Annotated in this window: 23 protein-coding genes; 15 read left to right on the top strand and 8 right to left on the bottom strand. The window is 62.8% G+C overall.

Going from position 1 to position 24,210, the window contains the following annotated elements:
- Positions 1-6: 6 nt before the first annotated feature.
- Entirely contained in the window at positions 7-417 is a 411-nt protein-coding gene (locus KEM63_RS14095) for a type IV pilin protein (RefSeq protein ID WP_223652720.1), read from the top strand.
- A 16-nt stretch (positions 418-433) separates the two neighbouring features.
- On the opposite strand, the gene KEM63_RS14090 is transcribed toward KEM63_RS14095, so the two are convergent.
- Positions 434-1,678: a uracil-xanthine permease family protein gene (locus KEM63_RS14090; protein ID WP_223652718.1), complete on the bottom strand. Its 1,245-nt coding sequence runs from the start codon at positions 1,676-1,678 to the stop codon at positions 434-436.
- A complete protein-coding gene (upp, locus tag KEM63_RS14085) occupies positions 1,678-2,319 on the bottom strand; it encodes a uracil phosphoribosyltransferase (protein WP_223652716.1) in 642 nt (213 codons plus the stop codon). Before upp ends, KEM63_RS14090 begins: the two co-directional genes overlap by 1 nt.
- A 184-nt stretch (positions 2,320-2,503) precedes the next feature.
- Between upp and KEM63_RS14080 the strand changes: the two genes are divergently transcribed.
- The 4 genes from KEM63_RS14080 to KEM63_RS14065 all read left to right on the top strand — a co-directional run bounded on the left by KEM63_RS14080 (position 2,504) and on the right by KEM63_RS14065 (position 4,908).
- Positions 2,504-3,061, top strand: a complete 558-nt coding sequence (locus tag KEM63_RS14080) for a hypoxanthine-guanine phosphoribosyltransferase (protein WP_223652714.1) — start codon at positions 2,504-2,506, stop codon at positions 3,059-3,061.
- A gap of 31 nt (positions 3,062-3,092) precedes the next feature.
- Entirely contained in the window at positions 3,093-3,590 is a 498-nt protein-coding gene (locus KEM63_RS14075; protein WP_223652712.1) for a hypothetical protein, read from the top strand.
- Between the two features lie 65 nt (positions 3,591-3,655).
- The gene (locus KEM63_RS14070) at positions 3,656-3,946 is read left to right on the top strand and encodes a PA4642 family protein (protein ID WP_223652711.1); all 291 of its coding nucleotides are present in this window, start codon (positions 3,656-3,658) and stop codon (positions 3,944-3,946) included.
- 377 nt (positions 3,947-4,323) lie between these two features.
- Complete coding sequence (locus tag KEM63_RS14065) at positions 4,324-4,908, top strand: YajG family lipoprotein (protein WP_223652710.1); 585 nt, start codon at positions 4,324-4,326, stop codon at positions 4,906-4,908.
- Between the two features lie 50 nt (positions 4,909-4,958).
- On the opposite strand, the gene KEM63_RS14060 is transcribed toward KEM63_RS14065, so the two are convergent.
- The 5 genes from KEM63_RS14060 to gatC form a co-directional block, all read right to left on the bottom strand.
- On the bottom strand, positions 4,959-7,046 hold the full coding sequence (locus KEM63_RS14060; protein ID WP_223652709.1) for a BCCT family transporter: 2,088 nt from the start codon (positions 7,044-7,046) through the stop codon (positions 4,959-4,961).
- A gap of 132 nt (positions 7,047-7,178) precedes the next feature.
- Entirely contained in the window at positions 7,179-7,577 is a 399-nt protein-coding gene (locus KEM63_RS14055) for a septal ring lytic transglycosylase RlpA family protein (RefSeq protein ID WP_223652708.1), read from the bottom strand.
- A gap of 57 nt (positions 7,578-7,634) precedes the next feature.
- Complete coding sequence (gatB, locus tag KEM63_RS14050) at positions 7,635-9,083, bottom strand: Asp-tRNA(Asn)/Glu-tRNA(Gln) amidotransferase subunit GatB (RefSeq protein WP_223652707.1); 1,449 nt, start codon at positions 9,081-9,083, stop codon at positions 7,635-7,637.
- An 18-nt stretch (positions 9,084-9,101) separates the two neighbouring features.
- The gene (gene gatA / locus KEM63_RS14045; protein WP_223652706.1) at positions 9,102-10,553 is read right to left on the bottom strand and encodes an Asp-tRNA(Asn)/Glu-tRNA(Gln) amidotransferase subunit GatA; all 1,452 of its coding nucleotides are present in this window, start codon (positions 10,551-10,553) and stop codon (positions 9,102-9,104) included.
- Between the two features lie 37 nt (positions 10,554-10,590).
- On the bottom strand, positions 10,591-10,878 hold the full coding sequence (gene gatC / locus KEM63_RS14040; protein WP_223652704.1) for an Asp-tRNA(Asn)/Glu-tRNA(Gln) amidotransferase subunit GatC: 288 nt from the start codon (positions 10,876-10,878) through the stop codon (positions 10,591-10,593).
- A 305-nt stretch (positions 10,879-11,183) separates the two neighbouring features.
- On the opposite strand from gatC, the gene mreB reads away from it, so the two are divergent.
- The 8 genes from mreB to tldD all read left to right on the top strand — a co-directional run bounded on the left by mreB (position 11,184) and on the right by tldD (position 22,065).
- Positions 11,184-12,221 (top strand): rod shape-determining protein MreB, encoded by a 1,038-nt coding sequence (gene mreB, locus KEM63_RS14035; protein ID WP_223652702.1) that lies wholly within the window; start codon positions 11,184-11,186, stop codon positions 12,219-12,221.
- A 141-nt stretch (positions 12,222-12,362) separates the two neighbouring features.
- A complete protein-coding gene (gene mreC / locus KEM63_RS14030; protein WP_223655889.1) occupies positions 12,363-13,322 on the top strand; it encodes a rod shape-determining protein MreC in 960 nt (319 codons plus the stop codon).
- Entirely contained in the window at positions 13,312-13,785 is a 474-nt protein-coding gene (gene mreD / locus KEM63_RS14025) for a rod shape-determining protein MreD (RefSeq protein WP_223652700.1), read from the top strand. The genes mreC and mreD overlap by 11 nt, the downstream gene beginning before the upstream one ends.
- 3 nt (positions 13,786-13,788) lie before the next feature.
- Entirely contained in the window at positions 13,789-14,382 is a 594-nt protein-coding gene (locus KEM63_RS14020; RefSeq protein WP_223652698.1) for a Maf family protein, read from the top strand.
- A gap of 21 nt (positions 14,383-14,403) precedes the next feature.
- Positions 14,404-15,861 carry a ribonuclease G gene (gene rng, locus KEM63_RS14015; RefSeq protein ID WP_223652696.1) on the top strand — a complete coding sequence of 486 codons (1,458 nt, stop codon included), beginning with the start codon at positions 14,404-14,406 and terminating at the stop codon, positions 15,859-15,861.
- A gap of 15 nt (positions 15,862-15,876) precedes the next feature.
- Positions 15,877-19,773 carry a YhdP family protein gene (locus KEM63_RS14010; RefSeq protein ID WP_223652694.1) on the top strand — a complete coding sequence of 1,299 codons (3,897 nt, stop codon included), beginning with the start codon at positions 15,877-15,879 and terminating at the stop codon, positions 19,771-19,773.
- Positions 19,770-20,615 carry a carbon-nitrogen hydrolase family protein gene (locus KEM63_RS14005; protein ID WP_223652688.1) on the top strand — a complete coding sequence of 282 codons (846 nt, stop codon included), beginning with the start codon at positions 19,770-19,772 and terminating at the stop codon, positions 20,613-20,615. Before KEM63_RS14010 ends, KEM63_RS14005 begins: the two co-directional genes overlap by 4 nt.
- Positions 20,616-20,622: 7 nt before the next feature.
- Positions 20,623-22,065, top strand: a complete 1,443-nt coding sequence (gene tldD / locus KEM63_RS14000; protein WP_223652687.1) for a metalloprotease TldD — start codon at positions 20,623-20,625, stop codon at positions 22,063-22,065.
- Between the two features lie 228 nt (positions 22,066-22,293).
- On the opposite strand, the gene KEM63_RS13995 is transcribed toward tldD, so the two are convergent.
- Positions 22,294-22,776 (bottom strand): asparaginase domain-containing protein, encoded by a 483-nt coding sequence (locus KEM63_RS13995; RefSeq protein WP_223652686.1) that lies wholly within the window; start codon positions 22,774-22,776, stop codon positions 22,294-22,296.
- Positions 22,777-22,809: 33 nt separating this feature from the next.
- Here KEM63_RS13995 and KEM63_RS13990 point away from each other — a divergent pair, with 33 nt between their 5' ends.
- Entirely contained in the window at positions 22,810-23,187 is a 378-nt protein-coding gene (locus KEM63_RS13990; protein WP_223652685.1) for a GIY-YIG nuclease family protein, read from the top strand.
- A complete protein-coding gene (locus KEM63_RS13985; RefSeq protein WP_223652684.1) occupies positions 23,180-24,115 on the top strand; it encodes a glutathione S-transferase family protein in 936 nt (311 codons plus the stop codon). The genes KEM63_RS13990 and KEM63_RS13985 overlap by 8 nt, the downstream gene beginning before the upstream one ends.
- The last annotated feature ends 95 nt before the right edge of the window (positions 24,116-24,210 follow it).

Here is a 24,210-nt window from a genome sequence, read left to right as displayed (position 1 = left end):
CGGGCGATGAACAGATTCAGCCGGTCGGCCGGGGGGTTCACTCTGATCGAGGTCATGGTCATGGTGGCGATTGTCGGAATCCTCGCTGCAATCGCCTACCCCGGTTATCTGGAACATGTCCGGCAGACGCGGCGCGCGGAGGTCACCGCGTTGATGCTGGAGAATGCGCAACTGCTCGAGCGGCACTACACCCGCCACGGCGCTTATGATTCAGGTACGCTCGGCGGGCTGGCAACGCAGGCTCCGGCCAGCGGCACGGCTGTGTATACACTGGCTCTGGTGGCGGGGGCAGACAGCTACACCATTACCGCAACGGCACAGCCGGGAGGCATCATGGCAGGAGATGTCTGTGCAAACTATTCGCTGAATCAGGTAGGTCGCCGTGGGCCCAGCGACGCCAGGTGCTGGCGCCGCTGAGCCGGACGGGCAGATGTCAGACGGGCTGGCCCGGCTCGCGCTCGGCTGGGAGAATCAGATTCAGCACGATCGCCACGACGCCGCACAGACTGATGCCCTGCAGACTGATCGATTCGTTGCCAATGACCAGTCCGCCGATGCCGAACACCAGTGTCACCGACACGATGCACAGATTGCGCGCCTGGGACAGGTCGACCTGGTTGCGGATCAACGTGTTCATGCCGACCACGGCAATGGAACCGAACAGCAGGCAGAGAATGCCGCCCATAACCGGTACCGGCATGCTCAGCAGCACCGCACCGAACTTGCTGACGAAGGCCAGGCCGACCGCGAATACCGCCGCCCAGATCATCACGTTGGGGTTGAAGTTGCGCGTCAGCATCACCGCACCAGTCACTTCCGAATAGGTGGTGTTGGGCGGGCCGCCGAACATCGCTGCGGCCGAGGTGGCGATGCCATCGCCCAACAGCGTGCGCTGCAGGCCGGGCTTGCGCATGTAATCCTTGCCGGTCACTGAACCGATGGCGAGCACGTCACCGATATGTTCGATCGCCGGGGCGATGGCGACGGGCAGCATGAACAGAATCGCCGCAAGATGAAATTCCGGCGTGACGAAGCCGGGAACAGAGACCCAGTCGGCGTCGGCTACGCCACTGAAATCGACGATACCGAATATCCATGACAGCGAATACCCCACAAGGATGCCCGCAAGGATCGGCACCAGCCGGAAAATCCCGCGTGCATAGACGGCGACGATGATGGTGGTCACCAGCGATGACAGCGCGATGATTATCGCCGTGTTATAGGGCACCAGTTCGGCGCTGCCGTCGCCGGCCTTGCCCATGGCCATGTTCACTGCAACCGACGCCAGGCCCAGCCCGATGACCATGATCACAGGTCCGACCACCACCGGTGGCAACAGCTTCTGAATGAAGCCGGGACCCCGCCACCAGACCAGCAGGCTCAGCAGGATGTAGACCAGGCCTGCCGCCAGCAGGCCACCGAGGGTAGCCGGCAGCCCCCAGGTCTGATTGCTGTAGAGAATCGGAGCGATGAAAGCGAAGCTCGACGCGAGGAACACCGGAACCTGGCGTTGGGTCACGAAATGGAACATCAAGGTCCCGATGCCGGCGGTAAACAGCGCAACGCTGGGGTTCATTCCGGTAATCAGCGGCATCAGTACCAGCGCGCCGAAGGCAACAAACAGCATCTGCGAACCAGCCAGCGCCGTGCGCCAGCCGTTGGTTTCGATTCCCTGCATCAATGCACGTCCTTCTGTTTGGTTCCGAAGATCTTGTCGCCGGCATCGCCGAGACCGGGAATGATGTAGCCGTGTTCGTTAAGGCGTTCGTCGATCGACGCGGTGTAGATCTGCACGTCGGGGTGTGCGGTGTTGACCCGGGCGATGCCCTCGGGGGCGGCGACCAGGACCAGCGCGCGTATCTCGCGTGCGCCAGCGCGTTTGAGCATGTCGATCGTGGCGACCATGGAGCCGCCGGTGGCGAGCATCGGGTCAATGATCAACGCCATGCGCTGATTCATGTTTCCGACCAGCTTTTCCAGGTAGGTGTCGGCCTCGAGGGTCTGTTCATTACGCACCAGGCCGATCACGCTGACCTTGGCACTCGGGATCAGGCTGAGCACGCCGTCGAGCATGCCGAGCCCTGCGCGCAGGATCGGCACCACGGTAACCTTCTTGCCGGACAGCTTCTCGACCGTGACGTCGCCACACCAGCCCTGGATGCTAAGCTCCTCGACGGGCATGTCCTGGGTTGCTTCGTAGGTCAGCAGCGAAGCGACTTCCTGGGCCAGTTCGCGGAAGTTTTTCGTGCTGATGTCGGCCCGGCGCATCAGGCCCAGCTTGTGACGAATTAGTGGATGGCGTATTTCTTTGACGTTCATCAGAGGGCGGTCTCGTGCGGGGGCATAGAATCGGCGTATAGCTTAGGGTTTCGCCGCGCATTTTGCCATGAACGGCGGAACGCGTTGCGCGCCAGACACCGACGATCGGTTCCGCGCGCCCTTGCGTTTGCCCCCCAACGCCAGTATTTTTCGCCCCTTTTTCGCGGTACCACTGGAGAATCTCATGTCGGTTGATCTGGAACACATCAAACAGGTGATGGACGAAGCCGATTGCCTGTTCACGGCGCAGCAGGTAGAGGCCGCCATGGATTCGATGGCCGAGTCCATCAACGGGCAGCTGGCCGACAGCAATCCGATCGTCTACAGCGTGATGAACGGTGGTCTGATTATCGCCGGCCAGCTGGTGACCCGGCTGAATTTCCCGATGGAAGTCGGTTACCTGCATGCCACGCGCTACCGCAACAAGCTGACCGGAGGCGAGCTGTTCTGGAAGGCGCGTGCCGAGCATTCGCTGGTCGATCGCACGGTACTGATCATTGACGACATACTCGACGAAGGCCATACCCTGGCGGCTATCGTGGAATACTGCCGCGATGCTGGCGCGAAAGAAGTGCTCACCGCAGTGCTGCTGGACAAGATGCATGACCGCAAGGCCTACGCAGGCATGCGCGCAGATTTCACCGGCCTTGACGTCGAGGATCGCTATATCTTCGGTTTCGGGCTGGACTACAAGGGCTACTGGCGTAACGCCAACGGTATCTTCGCCCTCAAGGGGCACTGATCCGTCGTGCAACGGTGGATGGGGGGGCGGCATGGGAATTAGAGCGGGCGCACTACTCGGGGCGTTGCTGGTTGCGCTGGCCAGCCCGGCGATGGCCGAGCAGGTGCGTCTGCCGCATGACGAATTTCTTCCCCCGGATGTCTACGGCAGTCGGCAGGATCGCCCGGACCATGTCCTCTTCCAGGTCACCGCCTATCGTCTGACGCTGGGCAGCGAAACCATTCCTCAGGCCATTCCCGGTGTCCAGGGCAGTTCCGCCTGGCTGTTTCTCGACGGTCACTCGCTGGTGGATGGCAACCCGATCGACCGCGCCCAGGTCAATCTGATCGAGGCGGGTGGTCGGATGTTGCCGGCACGGCTCGACCGCTCGAGCAATACCCTCATGCTGTTCATGCCGGCTGCCCAACTCGATACGTTGCTGACACTGTTCGCCAGTCCGGGGCCGCATTACGTGCAGGCCCGATTCTATGCGAACGGCACCGTGTGGTCAGACATTCATAGCGGACCGGTAAAGTTGGGCATTGAGTAACACTGGTGGGGTAGTGGCCGGCTGGTTACAATCCCCGCTTTTCGACTGCATCGAACGAGGTGGACGTGCGTAAAGACAAACAGAAGGTGATCGGCGAGCCGATGAGCGATGAGCAGGTTGCTGCGTTTCTCGCTGCGCGCCCCTATGCCGACGAGTCCGTTGAGCAGCACATTCTCACCCGGGCCTATCGGGGGCTGAGAATTGAAGATTTCGAACGGTTTCTGACGATGTTCAAGGCCGAGGGGTATGACATCAACGCTACCGACGCCGAAGGCAGAACGTTTCTGGATACCGTACGCCAGCACGCCCGTGCTGAGGAATACGTTGCCGCGCTGGAGGCGGCAGGCGCTCGGTAGACCGTTTGTTCAGCGTCACATTGGGCCAGACGCCGGCGAGCCGGCTTGCTGCTGGAGCAGGTAACGGCCTATCCATCGCGGGTGGGCGTCGCTCACCTCGATCCAGGTACCTGTTGCGGGCGGTTGCCGGAGCATCCAGAACGCCTGACAGCGTCCGCTCGCGTCGAGTTGGGCGAAACACCGCGTCTGACTGCGCTTCCAAAGCATGGCCCTGTTCTCCGATGTGACCGTTTCCGGATTCGATTATCGTTACCTTGCATGGCAGTGCGATGACACGCTCACCGCTGGGCTGCGTGATCGAATCGGGCTATGCTGTGCAGCCTGACTGCGCCGTCGGCGCATGATCTGTCCAATCGTTTTTCAGGAGTACCTTGACCATGTTGAACCGTGTGGGTGTGCTGATCCTTGGTGTGCTGGCTGTATCGCTGGTGGGCTGTGCACACAGTCCCCAGCAGCTCAATGTGCAGCCGCAGGTCCAGGTACCGCTCAATCCCGTTGCACGTAACCAGCCGGTGGTCGTGGTGGTCCAGGACACCCGGTCCTCGAAGGTCATGGGCACTCGCGGTGGGATCTATCCCGATTCGAGCAGCCTGACGTTGACCGATCAGAGCATCTCCGCCATCCGACAGCAGGTCGAGCAGGCGGTTCGGCAACTCGGGTTCGTCGTGGTGGCCGATGGCACGCCCAACGCCAATCGCCTGATCGTCAACCTGGCCGAGCTCAACTACCGCTCGCCGAGCGACGGTGCCTATGTAACCCAGGCTGATATCAGCGCCACCTTTGCGGCAGAGGCTCGTTCGCTCAACGAAAACTATCGTGGCCGCTACAGCGCATCCGCACAGCACCGTTTCGGTTACGCACCGAATCAGGCGACCAACACCCGGTTGGTTACCGAAGTGATGAGCGACGCCTTGTCCCGGGTGTTCCGCGATCCGGCGATCGTGCAGATCCTGCAGCGTTGACCTGCGACTGGGGTGTATAAAAAAGCCAGGCATTGCCTGGCTTTTTCATTTCACGCTTTAGGCGGGTCTTCCCCTACCGTTGAGCCGGCACTATCCGGTGGCAAGGGCTGGTGAAGCATCTCGTCGTGCTCGGCCATGTTCCAGGGTAACGACCCCGGCGAGATATGCAGGAAGTGCAGATAGCGCTCGAAATGGTCGAGCACGTCGCTGATGATTTCCTGCTGGTCGTAACCGTAGATGTCATAGGTCTGGCCGCCGCGGCGCAGGAATACCTCCGCCCGGTAGTAGCTCGCTTCCTGGTCATCGGTCGGGTCGATCTGCGGGAAGGCAAACGATGGTCGCGCATATTCGCGCATGCGAATCTCGTAGATGAAGTCGATTTCATCCGGCTTGATCACCTCGATGTACGAGCGCACAAGCTCCGGATCATAGGTCACTTCTGCGGGCCAGCCCTGAGCCTGCAGATTGCGCGCAAGCCGGTGCAGACTCTCCTGTACCGTGGTTTCGATGAAGCGCTGCACCACGGCGTGCTCCGGGAAGTTGACGATGCCAGCCAGGCGCTTCTTCCACATGTTGCCGCCGGTGGTACGTGATGCCTGCATGTGATGCCGCAGGCTGGCATCCTGATGACGCTCGATGATCAGCGCCCGCCACATGCCGACCGCAGCGATCAACATAATGATGGCGAACGGCAGTGCGCTGGCGATGGTCATCGTCTGCAGCGCATTCAGCCCGCCAGCCAGCAACAGCACCGAGGCCACCGCTCCTTCCAGAATCGCCCAGAAGGCACGCTGCCAGGCCGGTGTCACCATCACGCCGCCGGATGCCAGCGAATCGATGACCAGTGACCCGGAGTCCGAAGAAGTGACGAAAAAGGTGATGATCAGGATCACCGTGATGAAGGATACGATGTTGGTAAAGGGCAGACGCTCGTAGAGCTTGAACAGGGCGATGGCCGTGTCGTTCTGCACTTCGCCGATGAGCGCCGTGTAGCCCTCGTTCATGATCAGATGCAGCGCGGTATCGCCGAAGATGGCGAACCACAGGAAAGTGAAGATCGTCGGCACGAACAGTACGCCGAAAACGAACTGGCGGATGGTTCGGCCACGGCTGATCTTGGCGATGAACAGCCCGACGAATGGCGCCCAGGCGATGGTCCAGCCGAAGATGAACAACGTCCAGTTGCCTATCCAGTCCCCACGCGAGTAAGCCTGCAGATTGAAGGTGCGCTCGATGATGTTGTTCAGATAGCTGCCGGTGTTCTGCAGAAACGCCTCGAGGATGAAGATGCTCGGGCCGACGATGAACACGAACAGCATCAGTGCGACCGCCAGCACCATGTTCAGGATCGACAGGTTCTTCACGCCCTTGTCCAGACCCGCGACCACCGAGATCAGAGCCAGAGCGGTAATGGCCGCGATGGCGACGATCTGCACCCAGGTAGCTACCGGGACCTCAGGCCAGAGATAGTTGATTCCGGCGTTGATCTGCGCGACCGACAAACCGAGCGTCGTGGCGATGCCGAACAGTGTTCCAAGGATCGCAAACACATCCACGGTGTGCCCGATCGGGCCGTGGATGCGTTCGCCGATCAGCGGATACAGAGCCGAGCGCATCGACAGGGGCAGCCCATGACGGAACGAGAAATAGGCGAGTACCAGGCCTACCAGGCCGTAGATGGCCCAGATGTGAAAGCCCCAGTGAAAGTAGGCAATCTGCATTGCCTGCTTGGCTGCATCCAGTGTTTCTGGCGCGCCGGCCGGGGGCGATGCGTAGTGCAGCACGGGTTCGGCGACCCCGAAGAACAGCAGGGCAATGCCGTAGCCGGCGGAAAACAGCATGGCGAACCAGGCAGGAAAGCTGTATTGCGGCTCGGCATGATCAGGACCCAGCTTGATACTGCCCCATCGACTCGACGCTACCAGCACGACGAACACCAGAAAAACCGCCACCGCGAGCATGTAGAACCAGCCGAAGGTGGTGGTGATGTAGGCCAGCGTGGCGGCGAAGGCCTGACCGGCGAGCTCGGGGTTGGCAATGGTGCCGATGACGAGCAGGAGCGTGACGATAACTGCCGGCGCGAAAACCGGGAGGAGGATGGTCGATTTCGACTTCCATGCTGAGGTGTTGGTCGTCATTGAAATGTCCTTCTGGTCGGAACGGAACAGGTCGTCGCAGGACGTCCTGACCAGTGGACTACGTCATTGCCGGATGTTTCCTCTGTTGAGGCAGAAAGCTGCAGGCTGACGCCACCCATGCCCTGCGCTCGTTCAGGATTCCTCGGCCATCTGCGGGCAGGACTCGACTCTGACGCGGGCACTTCCCGCATTTATCATCCCCAGCTCGCGGGCGGCGCGGCGGGAGAGGTCGATGATGCGGCCGCCGGTGTAGGGGCCTCGGTCGTTGATTCGTACCGAGACGCTTTGACCATTTCGGGTGTTGGTGACGCAGACGATGGTGTCGAAGGGCAGGTCGGGGTGCGCCGCGGTGAGTGCGGTCTGATCATAGAGCTCACCGCTGGCAGTCTTGCGACCATGCAGGCGCGAGGAATAGTACGAGGCGTTGCCCATCTTGCTGTATGCCTGCTCGAGCTCATCCGGGGGCGACCCGGACCCGGCAATGGCCGTCAGCGGCAACCCGATCAGCAGTGCGGTTAGGAATCGGCGCATTTTCGCTCTCCCTGCGTCAGATAATGGCCAGGCCACTCAAGGTGGCCCGGCGCACGCTCAGCTGTCGAGCTTCTTCTTCAGCAGTTCATTGACCTGCTGAGGATTGGCCTTGCCCCTGGATGCCTTCATGGCCTGCCCGACGAAGAAGCCGAACATCTTGCCGCGCTTGGCTTCGTCGCTGGCGCGATACTGTTCGACCTGCTCGGCATTGGCTGCGAGCACGTCATCGAGCATCGCTTCGATCGCGCCGCTGTCGGTGACCTGCTTGAGACCCTTGGCTTCGATAACCGCATCGGCGCTGTCGCCTTCACCATTGGCCAGCGACTCGAAGACCATCTTGCCGATCTTCCCGGAAATGGTGTTGTCCTGAATGCGCTGGATCAGCCCGCCGAGTTGCGCGGCGCTGACCGGTGACTGGCTGATGTCCAGATCTGCCTTGTTCAGCAGGCTCGACAGCTCGCCCATGACCCAGTTCGCGGCCAGCTTGGCATCCCCGCAGGTGCGCTGTACCTCTTCGAAGTAGTCGGCCAGCTCGCGCTGAGCGGACAATACACTGGCGTCGTAGGTCGACAGTTCGAACTCGCGCTGGAAGCGCTCGCGCTTGTCCTGCGGCAATTCCGGCAGTTCGTTGCGTACCGCGTCGATGAACGCTGGCTCGATGACCACCGGCAGCAGATCAGGATCGGGGAAGTACCGATAGTCGTTGGCCTCTTCCTTGCTGCGCATCGAACGGGTTTCGTCCTTGTTCGGATCGTACAGACGCGTTTCCTGGATGACCTTGCCACCGTCCTCGATCAGCTCGATCTGACGCTGTACTTCGGTATTGATGGCCTTCTCGATAAAGCGGAACGAGTTGACGTTCTTGATCTCGCAGCGAGTGCCGAACTCGGCCTGGCCCTTCGGGCGAATCGAGACGTTGCAGTCGCAGCGCAGCGATCCTTCGGCCATGTTGCCGTCGCAGATGCCCAGATAGCGCACCAGCGAATGGATGGTCTTGGCGTAGGCAACCGCTTCCTTGGCACTGCGCATATCGGGCTCTGAAACGATCTCCAGCAGCGGCGTGCCGGCGCGGTTCAGGTCGATGCCGCTCATCCCGTGAAAGTCTTCATGCAGACTCTTGCCGGCATCTTCTTCCAGATGCGCCCGCGTGATGCCGACGCGCTTGACGGTGCCGTCGTCCAGCGTGATGTCGAGGAAGCCTTTGCCGACCACCGGATGGTCCATCTGGCTGATCTGATAGCCCTTGGGCAGATCGGGGTAGAAGTAGTTCTTGCGCGCGAACACGTTGGTCATGCCGATTTCGGCGTTGACCGCGAGGCCGAACTTGACCGCGTTCTTCACCGCCTGGGCATTGAGCACCGGCAGGGTGCCGGGCATACCGAGATCAACCAGGCTGGCCTGGGTGTTGGGCTCGGCGCCGAAGGTGGTGGCGCTGCCGGAGAAGATCTTCGAGGCGGTGGTCAGCTGGGCGTGGATTTCCAGGCCGATGACGATTTCCCATTGCATAGTCTGTCCTCAGTCCTGTCAGTAGCCGGCCGGCGCCTGGCGGTGCCAATCGGTTACCTGCTGGTACTGGTGCGCGATGTTCAAAAGCCGGGCCTCGCTGAAATACGGCCCCAGCAATTGCATACCCAGCGGCAGCCCGTTGGCGAAGCCGGCGGGCAGGGCAATGCCGGGCACCCCGGCAAGATTCGCGGTGATCGTGTAGATATCGGTCAGGTACAAACTGACAGGGTCGTCGATCTTCTCGCCGATGCGGAAGGCTGGCGTCGGTGAAGTCGGGCAGAGGATGACGTCGACCTGGTCGTACGCTGCCATGAAGTCGTTCTTGATCAGCCGGCGGATTTTCTGCGCTTTCAGATAATAGGCATCGTAATAGCCGGCAGACAGGGCATAGGCACCGACCATGATGCGCCGCTTGACCTCGGCGCCGAAGCCCTCGGCGCGTGAGCGCTTGTACAGGTCGGTCAGATCTGCCGGATTCTCGCACCGATAACCAAAGCGCACCCCATCGAACCGGGACAGATTGGACGACGCCTCGGCCGGTGCAATCACGTAGTACGCGGGAATTGCCAGCTCGGCGTTCGGCAGACTGATGTCCTTCACCTCGGCGCCCAGTGCCTGGAACTGTTTCACGGCCTCGTCGATGGCGCTGGCGGTGGCGGTGTCCAGTCCGCTGGCAAAGTATTCCTTCGGCAAACCGATACGCAGTCCCTTGAGCGAGTCGTTCAGTCCGGCCGAATAATCGACCACCGGCTCGTCGACGCTGGTCGAATCCCGTTCATCGAAGCCGGCCATCGCCTGCAGCATGAGTGCGCAGTCCTCGGCCGTGCGGGCCATCGGGCCACCCTGATCGAGGCTCGAAGCGTAAGCGATCATGCCCCAGCGCGATACGCGGCCGTAGGTCGGCTTGAGGCCGGTCAGTGCGGTAAAGCCGGCGGGCTGACGAATCGAGCCGCCGGTATCCGTGCCCGTGGCACCGGCGCACAGCCGCGCAGCCACGGCTGAGGCCGAGCCGCCGGATGACCCGCCGGGAACGTGATCGGTATTCCAGGGGTTGCGGGTAGGGCCGTAGAAACTTGATTCAGTGGATGAGCCCATGGCGAACTCGTCCATGTTGGTCTTGCCCAGCATGACGCTGCCGGCTGCCTGGAATCTGGCCGTGACAGTTGATTCGTAGGGCGCGAGGAAGTTGTCGAGCATCTTCGAGCCGCAGCTGGTACGTACACCCTCCGTGCAGAAAACATCCTTGTGCGCCAGCGGGATGCCAGTCAGCGGACCGGCCTGGCCGGCAGCGATCCGGGCATCGGCGGCCTTCGCCTGCTGCAGCGCCAGCTCCGGCGTTACGGTGATGAAGCTGTTGAGAGCCGGATCGAGCTGTTCGATGCGCTTGAGATAGTGCTCGGTCAGCTCGACGCTGGAAATGGTCTTGTTCTGCAGAGCCTGTGATAGCTCGGCCAGGGTTTTGTCATGCATGGGGTGTCTAATCCTGTCTGCGTCGCTCGCGGCGGGCTTATTCGATCACCTTGGGAACCAGGTACAGACCTGCTTCGGTGGCCGGGGCGATGACCTGAAAGGCCTCGCGCTGGTTGATTTCACTGACCTGGTCGACGCGCAGACGCTGGGTTGTCTCCAGCGGATGGGCGAGCGGAGCAATGCCGTCGGTGTCGACCGCCTGCATGCTGTCGATCAGCCCGAGGATGCCTGACAGCTTGGCCGTGGTCGCCGGAACGTCGTCGTCGCTCAGGGCGATTCGAGCCAGATGGGCAATCTTTTCCACATCCGAACGGTCTAGGGCCATGTTGATTTCTCCATGAAGCCGGGAAGGGTCCGGCGAGGCACGACTGCCTGCACCGAGCGTTGCGTGAAAGCGCGGCAGAACCGGACAAAGGGGCGAATTTACCACAGACGCGCCTTGCCCAAAAACCCCGCCATTGTTAGAGTTGCGACACTTCAGGAAGTACCGATCAGCTACTCTGGTAGTCACCGCGCCCGGCCGGTTGCGCACCCTCATTCGTTCATTCAGGGTTGCATCGCTGCAGCGTCGGGTAGCTTATCAGTGATTCTCGACATTTAACCCACGCGCCCTCGGGGTATATTCATCGCATGTTCAAGAAAATCCGTGGCATGTTTTCCAGCGATCTTTCCATCGATCTGGGCACGGCCAACACCCTTATTTATGTACGCGATCGCGGCATCGTCCTGGACGAGCCGTCGGTCGTCGCAATCCGCACGCACGGCAACCAGAAAAGTGTCGTCGCTGTCGGCATGGAAGCCAAGCGCATGCTTGGACGCACACCCGGAAACATTCAGGCCATCCGCCCGATGAAGGACGGCGTGATAGCCGATTTCAGCGTGTGCGAGAAGATGCTGCAGTACTTCATCAACAAGGTGCACGAAAACAGCTTCATCCAGCCGAGCCCGCGGGTGCTGATCTGCGTGCCGTGCAAGTCGACCCAGGTCGAGCGCCGCGCTATTCGCGAGTCGGCACTCGGGGCCGGCGCGCGTGAAGTGTTCCTGATTGAAGAACCAATGGCAGCGGCCATCGGTGCCGGCCTTCCGGTAGAAGAAGCGCGCGGCTCCATGGTCGTCGACATCGGCGGTGGCACCACTGAAATCGCGTTGATCTCGCTCAACGGCGTGGTCTATGCCGAGTCGGTCCGGGTAGGCGGTGACCGCTTCGACGAAGCCATCGTGACCTACGTACGCCGCAACTATGGCAGTCTGATCGGTGAGTCCACGGCCGAGCGCATCAAGCAGGAAATCGGCGTGGCCTTCCCTGGCGGCGAGATTCTCGAAGTCGACGTGCGTGGTCGCAATCTGGCCGAAGGCGTGCCGCGCAGCTTCACACTCAACTCCAACGAGGTGCTCGAAGCACTGCAGGAGTCTCTGGCGACTATCGTCCAGGCGGTGAAAAGTGCCCTCGAACAATCACCTCCGGAGCTGGCCTCCGACATCGCCGAGCGCGGGCTGATCCTCACTGGTGGTGGCGCATTGCTCCGCGATCTGGACAAGCTGCTGGCGCAGGAAACCGGCCTGCCGGTCATCGTTGCCGAGGAGCCGCTGACCTGCGTTGCTCGCGGTGGTGGCAAGGCGCTGGAAATGATGGACCGCCACAGCATGGATCTGCTGTCCACCGAGTAACCACCGGGATTCGGTTCCAAGCGCCCGCGCCGCGAGGTCGGGCGCCGGGCCGGCAGCAGGCACGCCGTCCCGGTGACGCGGCGCCTGCCGTTGGCATGGCAGCCAAGGGTTTGTGAGGAGCACGTCATCAAACCGCTATTCATCAAAGGCCCCTCGCTGGGTGTCCGCCTGCTGGTGCTCACGGTGTTGTCCGTCGCGCTGATGGTGGTCGACGCCCGTCTGACGGTATTGCAGCCCCTGCGCTCGCAGTTGGGGCTGGTGCTCATGCCTTTCTACTATGTGGCTGAACTGCCGGTGCGCAGCTTCGATGCGATCGAGCAGCAGCTGTCAAGTCGCGCCAATCTGATTGCGGAAAACGAGCGCCTGCGCGCCGAAGCGCTCGTGACCCAGCGCAAGCTGCAGAAGCTCGCCGCCCTGACCGAGCAGAACGTACGCCTGCGCGAGCTGCTCAACTCCTCTTCGCTGCTCGATGAGCGTGTACTGGTCGCCGAACTGATCGGTATGGATCCCAACCCGTTCACCCAGCGCATCGTCATCAACAAGGGCGAACAGGATGGCGTCTTCCTCGGCCAGCCGGTGCTCGATGCCACCGGCCTGATGGGGCAGGTGGTCGAAGTGCTGCCGCATACCGCCCGGGTGCTGCTGATCACCGACGTTTCGCATAGCCTGCCGGTGCAGGTCAATCGTAACGGACTGCGGGCGATTGCCACCGGAATGGGCAGCAACGAGTCACTCGAGCTGAGACATGTCGGCGATACCGCCGACATTCGTGTGGATGACATTCTGGTCAGCTCCGGTCTCGGCCAGCGATTCCCGGCAGGCTATCCGGTCGGGCGCGTTGTCTCGGTGGAGCGTGATCCGTCGCAGCCCTTCGCAGACGTTCGCGTCGCGCCGACAGCGCAGCTCAATCGCAGTCGTTACCTGCTGTTGGTATTCAGCCCCGAGAGCGGCTATGGCGATGTTCTCCCGGGGTTGAGACTGGAAGCCGATGGCGCCGCGCCGGACGTCGAAGCCGCCGCGCCCGCATCAGCGCCCGCCGCCGACTCGGCCGCCGCACCCGCCCCGGCAGCGTCCGAGCAGGAGACGCCTGATGCGCAGTAGTCTGGTGATCTTTCTCAGCTTCGTCGTCGCGCTGCTGCTCAGCGTCATGCCCATGCCGGAGCCGGTCGACATTGGCCGGCCGATGTGGCTGGCCATGGTCGTCGCCTACTGGGTCATGGTACTGCCGCATCGGGTCGGTCTGGTCGCCGCCTGGCTGGCCGGTCTGGCAACCGATGTGCTGTATGGCGAACTGTTCGGTCAGCACGCGCTGGTGATGGTGCTCGTGGCCTGGCTGATGCTGTTGCTCTATCAGCGCATCCGCCGTTTCCCGTTGTGGCAGCAGAGCCTGGTGATGATCCCGGTGCTCGGGCTGGCGCAGCTGCTGTTGCTGTGGCTGGACAGCCTCGCTGGCAGCCGTCCACCGACGCTTCTGTTTCTGCTCCCGGCGCCGATCAGCGCGGTGCTCTGGCCCTGGGTGTCCTCGGTGCTGAGCGCGCTGCGTCGCCGTTTCAATGTGGTCTGATCGATGATTTGCCTGGCCTCGGCTTCACCACGACGCAAGGCGTTGCTCGAACAGATCGGCGTATCGGCCACGGTCATGCCCTGCGATATCGACGAGACCGTTCATGCTGGAGAGCCGGCTGAGGTATATGTCGAACGCATGGCTCGGGAAAAGGCCGCCGCTGCCTGCAGCCGGGCCGTCGGCCAGGTGATACTTGCAGCGGACACCGTGGTGGTCTGCGCGGGACACATCCTTGGCAAACCGGCGGACCGCGCCGAGGCGCTGGCGACGCTGCGCGTGCTGTCAGGCAACGAGCATCAGGTGATGACCGCCGTAGCGGTCCGCCTGCAGCAGCGCGAGCGGGTCATTCGCGTCGACACCCGGGTTAGATTCCGCCAGTTGACCGACGCAGAAATGTCCGCCTACTGGAACACTGGCGAACCGGCCGACAAGGCTGGCAGTTACGCGATTCAGGGCCTTGGCGCGGTGTTCGTCGAGCGTATCGAAGGCAGCTACAGCGCAGTGGTCGGGCTGCCGTTGTTGGAAACCGCCGCCGTGCTCGCCGAATTCGGCGTATCGTGTTGGCAGCGCAGTCGCGCAGAACCGGGCGAGCGGTAATCACAGGAACGGGACACGCCGATGAGCGAAGAAATTCTGGTCAACGTCACGCCGATGGAAACCCGGGTTGCCCTGGTGGAGAACGGCGTGCTGCAGGAAGTGCACATCGAACGCACGCTGCGTCGTGGCATCGTCGGCAATATATACAAGGGCAAGGTCGTCCGGGTGCTGCCGGGGATGCAGGCGGCGTTCGTCGACATCGGCCTTGAACGCGCGGCGTTCATCCACGCGTCGGAAATCTCCGACCGCGAGGGGTCGGCGGTCGAACCGATCAGCGCCCTGGTCCACGAAGGTCAGGCACTGGTGGTGCAGGTGACCAAGGACCCCATCGGCACCAAGGGCGCAAGGCTGACGACGCATCTGTCGGTACCGTCGCGCTTTCTGGTGTACATGCCCAAAACGCCGCATGTGGGTATTTCGCTGAAGATCGAGGAAGAGGCCGAGCGCGAGCGACTCAAGCAGATCGTTGCGCGCTGCGTGGAGCAGGAAGCCATTGCCGAACCCGGCGGTTTCATCCTGCGCACGGCGGCCGAGGCCGCGCGCGAGGAGGATATCCTCGTCGACATCCGCTATGTACGGCGGCTGTGGCAGCAGATTTCGCAACAGCTCAACTCTGCGCCGTCGCCCTCGGTGATCTATGAGGATCTGCCGCTGGCGCTGCGCACGCTGCGCGACCTGACCAGCGCCCGCATCGAGAAGGTACGCGTGGACTCGCGTGAAACCTTCCAGAAGGTCGAGCAGTTCGTGCAGGAGCTGATGCCAGGCTGCGAGGACCGGCTTGAGCACTATCCGGGCGAACGGCCGATCTTTGACCTGTATGGCGTCGAAGACGAAATCCAGAAGGCCATGGAGCGCAAGGTCATCCTCAAGTCCGGCGGGCATCTGGTGATCGATCAGACCGAGGCGATGACCACCATCGATGTCAACACCGGTGCCTTCGTCGGTCATCGCAACCTTGAGGAAACCATCTTCAAGACCAACCTTGAGGCGGCAACCGCCATAGCCCGACAGCTGCGTCTGCGCAATCTCGGCGGGATCATCATCATCGATTTCATCGACATGGAAGATGCGGAGCATCAGCGCCAGGTATTGCGCACGCTGGAGAAGCAGCTCGAGCGCGACCACGCCAAGACCAACATCATCGGTATCACCGAACTGGGCCTGGTACAGATGACGCGCAAGCGCACCCGTGAGAGCCTCGAGCAGATTCTCTGCGAGCCGTGTCCGTGCTGTTCCGGCCGGGGCATCCAGAAAACCGCGGAAAGCGTCTGCTACGAAATCTTTCGCGAGATACTCCGCGAGGCCCGCGCCTATCAGGCCGAGGCTTACATGGTGCTGGCTTCGCAGGCGGTGGTCGATCGACTGCTGGACGAAGAATCCGGCAACGTGGCTGATCTGGAAGTCTTCATCGAGCGTCCCATCCGGTTCCAGGTGGAAACCATGTACACCCAGGAACAGTATGATGTGGTGCCCATGTGATGAACTGCTGAACCGATGATGTGGCAAGGTGCGCTGCGGCGGACGCTGAACGTCATCATCCTCGGATTGGTGGCCTGGCTGCTGCTGACTGCGCTCTACGTCAGCTTCGGGCGTCTTGTCGTACCTATCGTGGCCGACTACCGCCTCGACGTGGTAGAGCGAGTCGAGCGCATCACCGGGCGCGCGATCACGCTCGACGATCTGACGGGCGAGATGCAGGGTGCGCAGCCGGTCTTCACGCTGCGAGGGCTGACCGTCCACGAGTCCGACGATCCGCACAGCCCGGTGCTGCTGGCGCTGGATCATGTCGTGGCTCGAATCGATCTCTTTGCCAGTCTCTGGCGAGGTCAGCCGGTGATGGATGCGCTGCAACTGGAAGGCCTGGCGCTGGAGATCATGCAGGACGCCGAAGGCAGCTGGGCCCTGCAGGGTCTGGGCAGGCGTGAAGCCAGGCCCGTTGCGGTTCAGGATATTGCCGATGCACTGTTTCGCCAGCGACGCATCACCCTGCTGGATGCTCACATCCGTATTCAACCTTACGGCCTGCCTGAATGGTCCTTCAGCGAAGGCGAGCTCACCCTGCTCAACGGGCGCGATTGGCATCGGCTGGATGGCCGCCTGAGCCTGCCTGACGGCGAGCGTGTGCTGTGGCAGGTCAACGGCGCCAGTCGCGGCCGTGGTCATGCTCTGGATCAGTTGAGCCTGGGCTTCTTCCTGCAGTTGCCAACGGGTGACTGGAGCCAGTGGTTGCCTGAATCCTGGCTGGCGCAGGCACGTATCAGCCGGTTCACTGCCGGTGGCCGCTTCTGGGGAAGCTGGGGCGATGCCCGCCTGCAGCGGCTGCAGGGCGATCTGACCGCGCCGTTGATAGAGATCAGCTCGGCGGCAGGCGGGGTTGCGCTGGTCGAGTCCCTCTCTACGCGGTTTGCGGTGCAGTTGTCCGACGACAGCCAGCGTGTCGATATCGAGCGTCTGCGTTTTCAAATGGGTGAGGAGCGCTGGCCAGCCATGCGCGCCCAGGCGACCCGCTCGACCGAGTCCGGGCAGTGGGAGTTGCGTGTGGATCGCCTGTCGGTAGCCCGGACCAGCGACCTGGTCCGGCCCCACCTGGCCGAACGTTTTCGTGACATTCTCGACACGCTCGAGCCCACCGGCGATGTGGTGCATCTGCGCGCTCAAGGCGGTCCGGGCTGGCTGAGTGGCGAGCAGCTGCAGGTCGAAGCCCGATTGCGCGACATATCGGTGCAGCCCTGGCTCGGCGCACCTGGTTTTTCGGGTCTCAGCGGTCATCTTTCCGGCAGCCCGGCTTCCGGGCAGCTGAGTCTGGATTCGGCCGACTGGTCGATCGCGCTACCCCGACTCTTCGAGATGCCCTGGCGATACCAGTCGCTCACCGGCGCATTGCAGTGGCGCTGGGGGCCTGAGGCCGGGCTCGCACTTCAGGCGCCCGGTCTCAGTGCAGTCGGCGATGCCGGTCACGCGGCGGTCCGTCTGGCGCTGAGCCTGCCACCCCAGCGGGATCAGGCCAGCATGCGTCTGGATGTTGCGCTGCGTGATAGCCGCGCGTCGCGTTACATCGACTACCTGCCAACACGGGCACCGGCCTTCAACCCGCGCCTGGGGCAATGGCTGGAGGGCACCCGGATCGATGGCGACGTGCCGCTGGCTCTGTTCAGTTATGACGGCTCGTTGCGTGCAGGCGCCCCCGCTTCCGAACGCAACATACGGCTGTATGCCGAGCTACGCGACGGACACCTGATTGCCCAGCCGGACTGGCCTGCCTTCGAGGCGGTGAATGCGACGCTGCGCCTGCACAATCAGGACGTGGTAGTGGAGCAGGGCAGCGCGACGCTGTGGAACAGCCGGCTTGACAATGTGTCGGCATCGGTCGGCCGGGCGCAGCCAGACCTGCCGCTGCGGCTGGAAATCAGTGGCGACGTCACCGGTCAGGTCGAGGATGCACTGCGCTTTTTACAGCAGGCGCCGCTCGCCGGTCAGACGGCCGAGTTGCTTGACGGCTGGACCGGGGCAGGGGATGCGCAGGGCAGACTCGCGCTCGCCTTGGATCTGCAACAGGGTGCACGGCCGGCTCTGAACGTGGAGTTTTCTACCGCCAGCGCGCAGCTCAGCGTACCGGTGCTACAGACGGCGCTGACCGATATCGCCGGGCAGTTCAGCTACCAGCATGGACAGGGGCTGAGCGCGCCAGCGGTTGCGCTGCGCCTGCTTGGGGAGCCGGTCAAGGCTGCCGTCACCAGCGAATCGATGGTGCATGAAATAAGCGCATCGGGCCGTCACGCCGTGCAAAGGCTACGCGGCTGGACCCTGCTCAAGGCATGGCCCGACGCGGTCGCCACGGGAGACCTTGAATGGCAGGCCGCATTGAGGCTGGCACAGGGCGAACAACACCTGACCCTTCGCTCCGATCTGGTCGGACTGACGCTGGATGTGCCGGAGCCGTTCGCCAAGCCCGCGGATGTGGCATTGCCCAGCCGACTGACGCTTACCCGGTCGGATGACGCGGTGCGCTGGACGGCGGACATGGGTGACGACACGGCGCTGTTGATCGAGCCCCGAAGCGGTGAACTGGCCGGTGAAGTGGTCCATGGACTGGGTCTGGGCCAGCCGCAGACCGTCGCCGGTCCGGGGCTCGGCGTCAGTGCCAGGCTCGACCACCTTGACCTGAGCGCCTGGCGGCAGTTTGTAGCCCGCCTCGGCAAGGCGGATGCGGTCGACAGCGACGCTGCTTCGGCGAGTTCGCAGCCGACAGCTGCCCAGAGTTTGGCGGTGAATCGGCTCAACCTCGCGGCGACTCGGTTCGCAGGATTCGGCATGGAGCTCGATCAGCTGCGGCTGCAGGGTGAGCGATCGGCGCAGGGGGACTGGCAGGTGGCGGTTCAGCAGGCTGACGTGGAGGGCAATATCCTCTTGCCAGGGTCGGCGACGCAGCCCGTTGTCGTCGCGCTGGACCGGCTGCGTCTGCCGCGTGCCGAATCCGTGGCCGACGATGGCAGCGTGCTGGTCGAGCCTCTGGCGCCGCGAGATGTACTGGAAGATATCCGCCCCAGCCAGCTGCGCCCGTTCGACTTCGGCGTCAACCGCCTGTCATGGGGCGAGGACGAGGTCGGGTCGCTGGCCTTTGTCCTCCGGCCCTCGGCCGATGGTGCCCATCTCAACGACGTCGCCCTGGCGCTGCGCGGTGGCCTGCAACTGGAGGGCAACCTGTTCTGGGGCGAAACAGTCGGGCGATCCCGCTTTACCGGGCAAATCAAGGCTGGGGACATAGGTGAGGTCCTGCGTACCTGGGAATATGCCCCTACACTGACCAGCAGGACGTTCGGCGCCGAGGTCGATCTTGACTGGCCCGGCTCGCCGGCTTATTTCGCATTCAAGCGCAGCACCGGACTGCTGGCACTGCGTGCCAGCGACGGCATGTTGAAAAGCGGCGAGGGCAGTGCCGATGCCTTGCGCGTGTTCGGGCTGCTCAACTTCAACGCGCTGACGCGGCGTTTGCGGCTGGATTTTTCCGACCTGTTCGGTCGCGGAACAGCCTATGACACGCTCGTGGGTGATCTGGCCTTGACCAACGGGGTAATGCAAACCCGCGCACCGCTGGTCATGGAAGGCCCCAGCGCCAAGGTTCAGCTCGACGGCCAAATCGACCTCCCGCAGAATCATATCGACATGGGCATGCTGGTTACGTTGCCGCTGACCAACAATCTGCCACTGGCCGCCATCATCGCGGGTGCTCCGCATATTGGCGGGGTACTGTTTCTGGCCGACAAGATTCTTGGCGACCGGGTGGCGCGCTTTGCGTCGGTTAAATACCGGATCAGTGGCGATTGGCAGCAACCAACGGTCGACTTCGATCGCGCCTTTGACGACAAACCGGCCCTGGAGGAGTCACCATGAGACACGTGGCAGCGATTCAAATGACCAGCGGCCCGGATGTCGAGGCCAACCTCGATCGGGCTGGAGAGCTGATCGCTGACGCCGCAAAGGCCGGAGCCAGCCTGGTGCTGTTGCCGGAATGCTTTGCCGCCTTCGGCTCGCGTTCACTGTCGTCGGTGGCAACCGAGGAGTATGAGGGGCGCGGGCCGATCCGCCGATTCCTTGCCGAGCAGGCGGCGCTGCACGGCCTATGGCTGATCGGCGGCAGCATTCCGCTCCCTCGTGAGCCCCAGGGCAAGGCCCGCGCCAGCTGCCTGGTCATGGATTCGAATGGCGAGCAGGTGGCCCGCTATGACAAGCTCCACCTGTTCGACGTGGAGGTAGCCGATAGCCACCGCAGCTACCGCGAATCGAAGGACTACGACTACGGCGATCAGCCGGTCTGTGTCGATACACCTGTCGGACGGGTGGGCCTGAGTATCTGTTACGATGTCCGCTTTCCGGAGTTGTATCAGACGTTGCGCCACCAGGGCGCAGGCCTCATCGTGGTTCCATCGGCCTTTACCCGCGTCACCGGGGCTGCACATTGGGAGGTATTGCTGCGCGCCCGGGCAGTGGAGACCCAGTGCTACGTGCTGGCCGCCAACCAGACCGGTGAGCACCCGGGAGGCCGCGAAACCTTCGGCCACAGTTGCCTGATCGATCCCTGGGGCGAGGTCGTCGACTGTCTTGAGCAGGGTGAGGGCATCGTATGCGGGCCGATCGATCCGCAGCACATCGAGAACATTCGCGAGCGAATGCCCATTGCCGGGCATCGCCGTTTCGCAGTCGCCGATCACGTCGTACCGGCTGCCAAGGAGTGATGAACACATGAACAACCTGCTAGCGCAAGTCGAAACACGCCTGTTGATGCCAGCCGAACTGAGCCAGGACACCGTAGCCAGCGTGCTCGGTCAGCTGGTGTCGGCCCCCGGCGTAGACGCCGCGGACCTGTATTTCCAGCATCAGATCAGCGAGTCGTGGGTGCTCGAGGACGGCATCGTCAAGGACGGCAGCTTCAATGTCGATCAGGGAGTTGGAGTGCGCGCTCACTCGGGTGAGAAAACCGGCTTCGCCTACAGCAATGAGATTCGCCTGCCGGCGCTGAGCCAGGCAGTGGATGCCGCCCGCTCCATCGCCCGGGCCGGGCAGACCGGCAGCCTGCAGGCCTGGCGCCGGCCGCAGAGCGAGGCACTCTACGCCGCCGACAATCCGCTCGCGGTGATGACGCAGTCCGACAAGGTCGCCTTTCTGCAACGGCTTGACGCCTATACCCGTGGCCTGGATCCGCGGATCAGTCAGGTCACCATCAGTCTTGGCGGCATTCATGACAGCATGCTCGTCGCGGCCAGCGATGGCACCTGGGCAGGCGACATCCGTCCGCTGGTGCGGCTCAACATCAGCGTGCTGATCGAGCACAACGGCCGGCGCGAGCGCGGTAGCGCAGGTGGCGGCGGACGTACCGACTACCGCTTTTTCGAGGCCGAAGACCGGGCCATGGGATATGCCCGCGAGGCGGTCCGCCAGGCCACGGTCAATCTTGACGCGATTGCTGCGCCGGCCGGCAGCATGCCCGTCGTGATGGGTCCGGGTTGGTCGGGTGTGCTGCTGCACGAAGCCGTGGGCCACGGTCTGGAGGGCGATTTCAACCGCAAGGGCAGTTCGGCCTACAGCGGCCGGGTTGGTGAGAAAGTCGCATCCAGCCTGTGCACCATTGTTGATGACGGCACGCTTGCGCAACGGCGCGGCTCGCTGACCGTGGATGATGAAGGTACTCCGACGAACTGCACCACCCTGATCGAGAACGGCATCCTCAAAGGCTATATCCAGGACAAGCTCAACGCGCGTCTGATGGGCGTTGCCGCGACCGGCAACGGTCGTCGCGAATCCTATGCGCATCTGCCCATGCCACGCATGACCAACACCTACATGTTGGCCGGCGAAAGCGACCCGCAGGAAATCATCGCCTCGGTAAAGAAGGGCATCTACTGCGCCAATCTTGGTGGCGGTCAGGTGGACATCACCAGCGGCAAGTTCGTGTTCTCCACCAGCGAGGCGTATCTGATCGAGGACGGCAAGATTACCGCTCCGGTCAAGGGCGCGACGCTTATTGGAAACGGCCCAGAAGCGATGAACCGCGTGTCGATGGTGGGTAATGACCTGGCACTGGACAGCGGCGTCGGCACCTGCGGCAAGGACGGCCAGTCCGTGCCGGTGGGCGTAGGCCAGCCGACGCTGAAAATCGATCAGCTGACGGTGGGCGGAACGGGCTGACGGCCGGCGGCCCCTGGCGGGGCCTTCGCTGGAGGCTAAAGGCTAAAGGCTAAAAGTCGGATATCGGTGCATTGGGAAGATAGTGTTTGACACGCGAAATACAGAACCCAGCATTGTCCAGCCTCCAGCCTCCAGCCTCCAGCCTCCAGCCTCCAGCCTCCAGCCTCCAGCCTCCAGCCTCCAGCCTCCAGCCTCCAGCCTCCAGCCTCCAGCCTCCAGCTTCTGCGCTTAGCCCGCCTCGAACCGCCCGGCGACGCGATTCTTGCGCACGCCATCGGCGGCGAATACCTGCCCACTCATGGCGATCCATACCCCCGGCTGGCAGCAGTTCAGAGCGCCTACCGCCAGACCCAGATTGAAGGGGGCATCGCTGTCGCGGAACCGCGCCGGTTGCATGGCGCCGGTCAGCACTATGATCTTGTCCGGAATGTCTGCCAGCGCGGCTGCGGTGACGGTCATCGTGTCAGTGCCATGGGTAATCAGAATGCGCTCTGCCGGACATTCAGCCACCCGCCGGTGGATCAGCTGGCGATCCTCGTCGGTCAGCTCCAGGCTGTCCTTCTTCAGCAGCGATTCGACGGCGTACTCGAAGCCCACGCGGCCCTGTTCGAGCAGCTCGGCGGCCATCGGCTCGCCGATCTGGTATTCGCTCAAGGCATCGAAATAGACCTTGTCCAGGGTGCCGCCGACACCAAAAATCTGTATAAACATTGCTACCTCCGCCAGGCAGGGAATTGCCCGATTATGCCCGCACCGTCCACGCCGCGCAGCACTGAATCGTCGGATCGCATCTGGTGGGTCTATATGGTGCGCGCGGAAAACGGCTTCCTCTACACCGGGATCAGCACAAATCCCCACCGCCGTTTCGAACAGCACCGGCGGGGGCGCGGCGCGCGTTTCTTCAATCGCAGCCCCGCTGCCGCGCTGGTCTGGCATGCTCGCTGCGACGACCATTCCGAAGCGCTGCGCCGCGAACGGCAGATCAAGGCGTTGACCCGCAAAGCCAAGGAAAGGCTGATCACCGGTTTCGATGGCCAGACATCATCCGCCGCGAACGTGTTTGATCCCTCTTCAGCAGCAGCTAAGCTGCTTGCACCGTCCAAGGAGAACAACAATGGCTGACATCATCCTGCACCACTATCCGCAATCGCCCTTTGCCGAAAAAGCGCGCCTCATGCTGGGTTTCAAGGCGTTGAACTGGCACTCGGTCATGATCCCTCCGGTGATGCCCAAGCCCGACCTCACGGCCCTGACGGGCGGCTACCGTCGCACGCCGGTGATGCAGATCGGCGCGGACATCTACTGTGACACTGCACTGATGGCACGCCGACTGGAAAAGGCGAAGGTGACCCCCGCGCTGTTTCCCGAGGGGCGTGAGGCGGTTGCGGCGGAACTGGCGCAGTTCGCTGATCAGGTGCTGTTTCAGCATGGCGTTGCGATCAACTTTCAGCCCAAGGGGCTGGCAGCGCGTTTCGCCGGCATGCCCGAAGAGGTCATCAAGGGCTTCGTTGCCGACCGGCAGAAACTGTTCACCGGCGGCACGGCCAATCGGCTGGACACCACGGTCGCGCTGTCCCAGTGGCCCGCTCTGCTGAGCCGGCTGGAAACCCAGTTGCAGCGCAACGGCGAATTTTTGCTCGGCGATGTGCCCAGCGTTGCCGATTTCGCCCACTACCATCCGCTCTGGTTCGTGGCCAACAATCAGGCGGTCAGCTCGGCCCTCGACGGCTATCAGGCGGTGGGAGCCTGGATGAAGCGCATTGCCGACATCGGCCACGGGGTGTCGACCAAGATGGATCCAGCCGAAGCGATCGACATCGCACGCGCGGCATCGCCCGAGGCATTGCCGCAGAGCGGCTTCGCCAGCCCGGGCGGCTTTTCCAGCGGGCAGACCGTGACGGTCAGCGCGGTCGACTACGGCACCGATCCGGTCAAGGGCGAATGGCTCTACGAGGACGAGGAAGAAATAATCATCGCCCGTGAAGACGACCGCGCCGGCCGCGTGCATGTACATTTCCCCCGGTACGGTTTCCGCATCGAAGCGGCCTGAGCCCCTGCCACCCGAACATTTGCTCGGGGTGGCTGTCGCAGGACGCGCCGCAGGAGTAATGTACTGCGGCGCCCGGCGATGATTTGCCGGCCTAC

Source organism: Halopseudomonas nanhaiensis, assembly GCF_020025155.1.
Classification (GTDB): domain Bacteria; phylum Pseudomonadota; class Gammaproteobacteria; order Pseudomonadales; family Pseudomonadaceae; genus Halopseudomonas; species Halopseudomonas nanhaiensis.
The sequence above is the reverse complement of the archived record's forward strand: the minus strand, read 5'-3'. Positions and strand labels throughout refer to the sequence as shown.

Excerpts from the sequence above, each read along its gene's own strand:
- KEM63_RS13995 (WP_223652686.1), bottom strand. The coding sequence starts at position 22,776 with ATGTTTATACAGATTTTTGGTGTCGGCGGCACCCTGGACAAGGTCTAT.
- KEM63_RS13990 (WP_223652685.1), top strand. The coding sequence starts at position 22,810 with ATGCCCGCACCGTCCACGCCGCGCAGCACTGAATCGTCGGATCGCATC.
- KEM63_RS14075 (WP_223652712.1), top strand. The coding sequence starts at position 3,093 with ATGGGAATTAGAGCGGGCGCACTACTCGGGGCGTTGCTGGTTGCGCTG.
- KEM63_RS14095 (WP_223652720.1), top strand. The coding sequence starts at position 7 with ATGAACAGATTCAGCCGGTCGGCCGGGGGGTTCACTCTGATCGAGGTC.
- gatA (WP_223652706.1), bottom strand. The coding sequence starts at position 10,553 with ATGCATGACAAAACCCTGGCCGAGCTATCACAGGCTCTGCAGAACAAG.
- KEM63_RS14020 (WP_223652698.1), top strand. The coding sequence starts at position 13,789 with ATGATTTGCCTGGCCTCGGCTTCACCACGACGCAAGGCGTTGCTCGAA.
- KEM63_RS14055 (WP_223652708.1), bottom strand. The coding sequence starts at position 7,577 with ATGCGCCGATTCCTAACCGCACTGCTGATCGGGTTGCCGCTGACGGCC.
- KEM63_RS14010 (WP_223652694.1), top strand. The coding sequence starts at position 15,877 with ATGATGTGGCAAGGTGCGCTGCGGCGGACGCTGAACGTCATCATCCTC.
- gatB (WP_223652707.1), bottom strand. The coding sequence starts at position 9,083 with ATGCAATGGGAAATCGTCATCGGCCTGGAAATCCACGCCCAGCTGACC.
- KEM63_RS14080 (WP_223652714.1), top strand. The coding sequence starts at position 2,504 with ATGTCGGTTGATCTGGAACACATCAAACAGGTGATGGACGAAGCCGAT.
- KEM63_RS13985 (WP_223652684.1), top strand. The coding sequence starts at position 23,180 with ATGGCTGACATCATCCTGCACCACTATCCGCAATCGCCCTTTGCCGAA.
- gatC (WP_223652704.1), bottom strand. The coding sequence starts at position 10,878 with ATGGCCCTAGACCGTTCGGATGTGGAAAAGATTGCCCATCTGGCTCGA.
- mreD (WP_223652700.1), top strand. The coding sequence starts at position 13,312 with ATGCGCAGTAGTCTGGTGATCTTTCTCAGCTTCGTCGTCGCGCTGCTG.
- mreB (WP_223652702.1), top strand. The coding sequence starts at position 11,184 with ATGTTCAAGAAAATCCGTGGCATGTTTTCCAGCGATCTTTCCATCGAT.
- KEM63_RS14090 (WP_223652718.1), bottom strand. The coding sequence starts at position 1,678 with ATGCAGGGAATCGAAACCAACGGCTGGCGCACGGCGCTGGCTGGTTCG.
- KEM63_RS14005 (WP_223652688.1), top strand. The coding sequence starts at position 19,770 with ATGAGACACGTGGCAGCGATTCAAATGACCAGCGGCCCGGATGTCGAG.
- KEM63_RS14065 (WP_223652710.1), top strand. The coding sequence starts at position 4,324 with ATGTTGAACCGTGTGGGTGTGCTGATCCTTGGTGTGCTGGCTGTATCG.
- upp (WP_223652716.1), bottom strand. The coding sequence starts at position 2,319 with ATGAACGTCAAAGAAATACGCCATCCACTAATTCGTCACAAGCTGGGC.
- KEM63_RS14060 (WP_223652709.1), bottom strand. The coding sequence starts at position 7,046 with ATGACGACCAACACCTCAGCATGGAAGTCGAAATCGACCATCCTCCTC.
- tldD (WP_223652687.1), top strand. The coding sequence starts at position 20,623 with ATGAACAACCTGCTAGCGCAAGTCGAAACACGCCTGTTGATGCCAGCC.
- rng (WP_223652696.1), top strand. The coding sequence starts at position 14,404 with ATGAGCGAAGAAATTCTGGTCAACGTCACGCCGATGGAAACCCGGGTT.